We start from the raw sequence: 6000 nt of genomic DNA, 5'->3' as shown, positions 1-6000 counted from the left end.
TTAATCAATCTATATTCTTATTCTTCCTCGGAATCAGTAGCTGGATCAGATGCTTCTTCTGACTCGCCCTTAGATTCTAGGGAATCCTCAGTTCTGTCAGCTTCTTCTAATTCTTCTTCACCGATTTCGCTTTTCACTACTGCAACAGTTCCAACATCTTGATCATCATCAAGTCGAATGAGGCGAACACCTTGAGTGCTACGACTCATCACTGAAATAGTGTCGATAGTTAGACGGATGATTACACCTTTTTCTGTGACAATCATCATGTCTTCATCTCGGTCAACTGACGCGATAAAGACAAGTTTACCGTTTTTATCATTGAGCTGAGCGGTTTTAACACCGTAACCACCGCGATTGATGGAACGGTACTGGTCTTCATGAGTAAGTTTACCATAGCCTTTGTCTGTAACGACTAAGACATGTTGACCGGATTCTAGGACGTCTACTCCAATGACTTGGTCATCTCCACGTAGCTTAATACCTCTAACGCCTGCAGCAGTACGACCCATTTCTCTCACTTGTGTTTCTTCAAAACGGACAAGGGAACCGTCTCTTGTTCCAAGAATAACTTCTTTAGAACCGTCAGTTAAACGGACACCAAGCAATTCATCATCTTCTTTGAAGCGAATCGCAATCTTACCGTTTTTATTTATGCTCTTAAACTCATCGAGTGCTGTACGTTTAACTTGACCATGTTTGGTTGCAAAGAGTAGGTTATATCCTTCTGTTTCTTCTTTGTCTTTCACACTGATCATCGTCGAAATGAATTCATCTTTTTCGATTTCAATCATATTTACAATCGGTATACCTTTAGACTGACGTGATAACTCAGGAATTTCGTATCCTTTCAGTCGATATACTCTACCTTTATTTGTAAAGAACATGATGTAATCATGCGTACTCATTGTCACAATCTGGCTCACAAAGTCGTCATCTACTGTATTCATACCTTGAATACCACGACCACCTCTATGCTGTGCGCGATATGTCGACACTGGAAGACGTTTAATGTAGCTGTTATGACTAAGTGTGACAACGATATTTTCTTTTGGAATAAGATCTTCATCTTCAATATCAGAGATGTTACCGATTGTAATTTCTGTACGACGATCGTCACCGAATTTGTCACGAATCTCTGTTAATTCCTCTTTGATAACTTCAAGGAGCTTATTGTCATCATCTAAAATTGCTTTTAGATATTCAATCGTTTTTAGCAATTCGTCGTATTCAGACTGGATTTTATCCCTTTCTAAACCTGTTAAACGACGTAATCTCATATCGAGAATCGCTTGTGCTTGACGCTCAGAGAATTCGAATTGACTCATCAAACTCGTCTTCGCTTCTTCATCAGTCGCTGAGGCACGAATCGTCTTAATGATTTCATCTATGTGATCAAGCGCCTTTAATAGACCTTCTAGAATGTGCGCACGATCTTGGGCACGTTTTAATTCATATTTCGTACGACGTGTCACAACATCTTTTTGGTGCTCTAAGTAGTAATATAATACTTCTTTAAGACTGAGTACTTTCGGCTCACCATTCACAAGGGCAAGCATGTTAATACCAAATGATGTCTGAAGTGGCGTCTGTTTATATAAATTGTTTAATATAACATTCGCATTCTTATCTTTACGGATTTCAATAATGATTCTTACGCCTTCTTTAAGGCTAGTTTCATCACGTAAATCTGTAATGCCGTCAATTTTCTTATCTCTAACGAGTTCAGCAATTTTTTCTACTAGACGTGCCTTGTTTACTTGGTATGGAATTTCAGAGACAACGATACGTTCTTTACCATTCTTCATCTCTTCAATTTCACAACGCGCACGCATCATAATAGAACCGCGCCCTGTTTCATAGGCACGCTTAATGCCACTCTTACCGATAATCAAACCTGCTGTTGGAAAGTCTGGTCCTGAGACAAATTCCATCAATTCTGAAGCTGTTACATTTGGATTATCCGCAATTGCTAAGACTGCATTTGTCACTTCGCGTAAGTTATGCGGTGGAATGTTCGTTGCCATCCCAACTGCAATACCACTTGAACCGTTGACGAGTAGGTTAGGGAAACGTGCTGGTAAAACAGACGGTTCGCGCTCATTCTCATCATAGTTCAATTGGAAGTCCACGGTATCCTTGTTGATATCACGCATGAGTTCCATGGAAATCTTACTCATTTTTGCTTCTGTATAACGCATTGCCGCTGCCCCGTCACCATCCATAGAACCGAAGTTCCCTTGGCCATGAACGAGTGGATAACGGTAAGAAAAATCCTGAGCCATACGTACCATAGCATCATAGATGGAGGAGTCGCCGTGTGGGTGATATTTACCCATGACGTCTCCGACGATACGAGCAGATTTTTTAAATGGTTTGTCAGAAGTCATACCGTTGTCATGCATGCCGTATAGAATTCTACGATGTACGGGTTTCATTCCATCTCGAACGTCTGGTAATGCACGTGAGACGATGACACTCATGGCATAGCTTAAAAACGAGCTGCGCATCGTTTTTGTTATATTAATCTGTTGAAATTTTTCTTCTTGGTCCGCCATAATTCAAGTCTCCTTTTTAAACGTCGAGATTTTCTACGTATCTCGCATTTTCTTCAATAAAGTTTCTGCGATGCTCAACGATATCACCCATCAACATTTCAAATGTCTGATCAGCTGCAATCGCATCATCCAGTTCTACTTGAAGTAACGTTCTGTTTTCCGGATCCATTGTTGTTTCCCAAAGTTGATCGGCATTCATCTCACCGAGACCTTTGTACCTTGAGATTGAAAACTTAGGTGTTTCCGGTAAAGTGCTGCGGAGGACATCGAGTGCCTCATCATCATACACATAATGCTTTTTCTTCCCTTGCTCAACTTTGTAAAGTGGTGGCTGAGCAACATAGATATAACCGTGTTCAATCAACGGTCTCATAAATCTAAAGAAGAAGGTTAACAATAAGGTTCTAATGTGTGCGCCGTCGACGTCAGCATCTGTCATGATAACAACTTTGTGGTAACGTGCTTTAGAAATATCGAATTCATCTCCAATACCACTACCCAGTGCTGTCACCATAGAACGGATTTCATTGTTACCTAGAATACGATCTAGACGTGATTTTTCAACGTTTAAAATCTTACCTCTTAACGGTAAAATAGCTTGATGCTTAGAGTCACGACCCGATTTCGCTGAACCGCCAGCAGAGTCACCCTCTACGATGAATAACTCACTTTTCGCAGGATCTTTACTTGAGCAGTCTGCAAGCTTACCAGGAAGACTTGAAACCTCAAGTGCAGATTTACGACGTGTCATTTCACGTGCTTTTTTAGCTGCAACTCTAGCATGTTGAGCGTTGATTCCTTTATCGACAATTATTTTAGCGGTTTGAGGATTTTCTAATAAGAAACGCTCAAAGCCAGCAGTAAATAATTGATCAGTGATTAATCTCGCTTCAGAATTACCAAGTTTAGTCTTCGTCTGACCTTCAAACTGAGGGTCAGTGTGCTTGATAGAAACCACTGCAGTTAGTCCTTCTCTAACATCTTCCCCGGACAGTCTTTCATCAGTAGACTTAATTAGATTTTGTTTGGTTGCATAGTTATTAATGACCTTAGTTAAAGCACGTTTAAAGCCATCTTCATGCGTTCCACCTTCATGCGTATAAATGTTGTTCGCATAAGTGAGGAGGGTTGTCGTATAACCATGATTATATTGCATGGCAATTTCAACTTCGATTTCATCTTTCGCATCGTCCATGTAGATAATTTCTTCATGTAAGGCATCTTTAGTCTTATTTAATTCCTCAACAAATGATCGAATTCCACCTTCGTACAAGTATTCAAAATGTACAGGTTCTTCATCTCGCTCATCTGTTAAGTTGATTTTCAGACCCTTGTTTAAGAAGGCGAGTTCTTTAATACGTTTTTGCAGAATTTCTAAATCGTATTCTGTCGTTTCTGTAAATATTTCATCATCTGCTTTAAAGCGGATGACTGTACCTGTCTTATCAGTTTCACCAATCACTTTTAAATCAAAATCAGGAATACCACGTGAATATGATTGATGATGAATTTTCCCATCAAGGTGAACGTACACTTCAAGTTTTGAACTCAGTGCATTAACAACCGATGAACCGACACCATGTAGTCCACCGGATACTTTATAACTGGAGCCATCAAATTTACCACCAGCATGTAGGACAGTTAAGATGACCTCAACCGCCGGACGTCCCATCTTCTCTTGAATATCGACTGGAATTCCACGACCATTATCCGTCACTTTAACCCAGTTATTTTTTTCAATTGTGACATTGATTTCAGATGCATAACCCGCAAGGGCTTCATCGATACTGTTATCGACAATTTCCCATACTAAGTGATGTAATCCTCTGGATGACGTTGAACCAATATACATACCAGGTCTTTTTCTAACCGCTTCAAGTCCCTCAAGAACCTGAATCTGACTTGCACCATATTGATCTATATTTTCCTCTGCCATGTTCTCACCTTCCGCTATTCATCGATCTTTATTTGACCGTTTTCTATTTCGTACAGCTGCATATCATCCATGATGGCATGGTTGATATCGCTAATGGATGTCGTCGTAACAAAGGTTTGAACTCTGTTTCGAATCGACGTTAACAGATGTGCCTGACGTACTTCATCCAGTTCACTTAGTACATCGTCGAGTAACAAGACCGGATATTCTCCGACTTCCTCGTTAATCAACTCAAGTTCAGCAAGTTTCACAGACAAAGCTGTTGAACGTTGTTGTCCTTGGGAACCATAAGTTTGAACATCGAACTCATTGATCGTAAAACCGATATCATCTCTATGTGGTCCGACGAGCGATGTACCACGTTCAATTTCCTTATCTAAGTTTTCACTGAGAAGCTTTGTAATCTCTTGTTGTAAATCGTCTGCATCCTCATTGTCATATTTAATATTCGGTTTATAAATCACTTTTAGTTCTTCTTTGTTATTTGAAATATCTCTATGGATTTTTGATGCGTGTTTTTCAATCGTATCGATAAACTGCTTGCGCTTTATAATAATTCTCGTCGCATGCTCCGCCATCTGTTCATTCAGTACTTCAATCATGAGCTCATCGACCTTACGAGATTTTAAATACTGGTTCTTTTGAGCTAAGACCTTATTGTAGCTAGACAGATGACTCAGATACACTTTTGAAATTTGTCCGCACTCCATGTTAAGAAACTTACGTCTAATCTGAGGCGAACCTTTAACGATATTGAGGTCTTCCGGGGCGAAGAGCACAGTATTTAAATGGCCAATATACATAGACAACTTAGCAGACTCGAGGTGATTCACCTTAGCTCTTTTGCCGCCCTTACCGATACTGATCGATAGGGGAATACTAGATGATTCTGTTGTCACTTGCCCATTAATGTAAGCTTCTTCTTGATTGAATTGAATCAATTCCTTATCTTTTGATGTCCGATGACTCTTCGCAAGCGATAAAAAATATATCGCTTCTAAAAGATTCGTCTTCCCTTGGGCATTTGGCCCAATAAAAATATTTAACTTAGGATGAAAATCTAAAGATAAGGAATCATAATTACGAAAGTGAGTTATGGAAATACTGTTTAATATCATTGATCTGTATACTTAATTTTGTATTCGCCAATACCTTCGATGACGAGTTCATCTCCGTCATGAAGCTTCTTGCCACGACGATTTTCTTCTTCCCCGTTTAAAAACACTATATTTTCACTTAAAAACCATTTAGCTTGGCCACCCGTACCAATGATGTTTTGGTGTTTCAAAAATTGGCCTAACGTAATCAAACCGTTTAAATGAATTGTTTCCATAGACATAACCTCCTAGAACATACTCATTCATTATACTACATTTTTGATACTTTTTCACTTTTACAGGCCAAATAATGCCCACAGAGCGTTTTAAAGTCAAAAAGGTATTTACCTACCTAGTAAAAATAAAAAGTGACCAGAGGCCTTTTATTTAAAATAAAAAGCATGGTCAC

4 protein-coding genes are annotated in these 6000 nt (G+C 39.3%); all 4 read right to left on the bottom strand.

Going from position 1 to position 6000, the window contains the following annotated elements:
* Positions 1 to 17: 17 nt before the first annotated feature.
* Genes gyrA through yaaA form a run of 4 tightly spaced genes read right to left on the bottom strand, consistent with a single transcriptional unit; the run spans position 18 to position 5827 of the window.
* The gene (gene gyrA / locus V6E76_RS10960; protein WP_247352814.1) at positions 18 to 2558 is read right to left on the bottom strand and encodes a DNA gyrase subunit A; all 2541 of its coding nucleotides are present in this window, start codon (positions 2556 to 2558) and stop codon (positions 18 to 20) included.
* A gap of 16 nt (positions 2559 to 2574) precedes the next feature.
* Entirely contained in the window at positions 2575 to 4494 is a 1920-nt protein-coding gene (gene gyrB / locus V6E76_RS10955) for a DNA topoisomerase (ATP-hydrolyzing) subunit B (RefSeq protein ID WP_247352811.1), read from the bottom strand.
* A gap of 14 nt (positions 4495 to 4508) precedes the next feature.
* Positions 4509 to 5612 (bottom strand): DNA replication/repair protein RecF, encoded by a 1104-nt coding sequence (gene recF / locus V6E76_RS10950; protein ID WP_247352809.1) that lies wholly within the window; start codon positions 5610 to 5612, stop codon positions 4509 to 4511.
* Entirely contained in the window at positions 5609 to 5827 is a 219-nt protein-coding gene (gene yaaA / locus V6E76_RS10945; protein WP_370545354.1) for a S4 domain-containing protein YaaA, read from the bottom strand. Before yaaA ends, recF begins: the two co-directional genes overlap by 4 nt.
* Positions 5828 to 6000: the final 173 nt, after the last annotated feature.

Origin of the sequence: Jeotgalicoccus huakuii, assembly GCF_036665975.1 — a bacterium.
Lineage (GTDB): Bacteria > Bacillota > Bacilli > Staphylococcales > Salinicoccaceae > Jeotgalicoccus > Jeotgalicoccus marinus.
The sequence above is the reverse complement of the archived record's forward strand: the minus strand, read 5'-3'. Positions and strand labels throughout refer to the sequence as shown.